General features: G+C 38.4%; 1 pseudogene. It reads right to left on the minus strand.

The window, feature by feature from the left end:
• Positions 1-925: pseudogene (locus HMPREF3270_RS10680) on the minus strand (FIVAR domain-containing protein); the annotation flags it as partial.

Genomic DNA, 925 nt, shown 5'->3' on the forward strand with positions numbered 1-925 from the left:
GGTTTCACTGTATTTGGTTTGAAGTCATCTTTATTGATTGCATTTGCTGCATCGATTGCTTTTTGTAATTCATCTAAAGCATCTTGATGTTCTTTCGCTGCGATAGCATCGTTTAATGCTTTTGTTGCTTCTGCTACTTGTTGTAGCGTTGCATTATCATCAGCTTTAACTCTTTCAGCATCTGCTAATTTATCTTGAACCGCTTTGTCTTCTGGATCATTCGCGTCAAGGTTACCTAAAGTATTAGCTTTATCGATTGCCTTTTGTAATTCAGCTTTGTCTGCTTTTTGAACTAAGTCTTTTTGAGCATCTTTCAATGCTTGAGTTGCTGCTTCAATTTCTGCTGTTGTTTTATTATCCGGTGCATCAACAATCGCTTGTCCTGCTGTTTGTGCATCAGTTAATGGTGCAACTGTGTTTGGAGTGAAGTTGTCTTTGTTAATTTTAGCGACTTTTTCTAACTCTGCTTTCAACGCATCTAATGCTGCTTGTTTGGCGTCAGCTGCTGCTTTCGCTTCTTTCTCATCTTGTGCTTTTTTAGCATTAATTGCTTCATCTAATGCTTTTTGAGCTGCATCTACAGCATCTTGTGAAGCATTAGGATCAGCTTGAACTTCTTTCGCTTTGTTTAAAGCATCTTGGACTGCTTTGTCTTCTTTATCTGCAGGGTCTAATTGACCTAAACCTTCAGCTGTTGCGATTGATTTTTCAAGTTCAGCTTTATTCGCTTTAGTTTCTAAAGCTTTTTGTGCATCTTTGATTGCTTGTGCGGCTTCTTTCAACTCTTGTGGAGTCTTAGAAGTATCAGCTTTCGCTGCTTCACCAGCTTGAACTGCTGCTTCGAACGGTGTTACAGTACTTGGTTTGTAGTCATCTTTTTTAACAGCTTTTGCATCGTCTAATGCTTTTTGTAATTCATCTAATG

Source organism: Staphylococcus sp. HMSC65H10 (genome assembly GCF_001839185.1).
GTDB classification, from domain to species: domain Bacteria; phylum Bacillota; class Bacilli; order Staphylococcales; family Staphylococcaceae; genus Staphylococcus; species Staphylococcus simulans.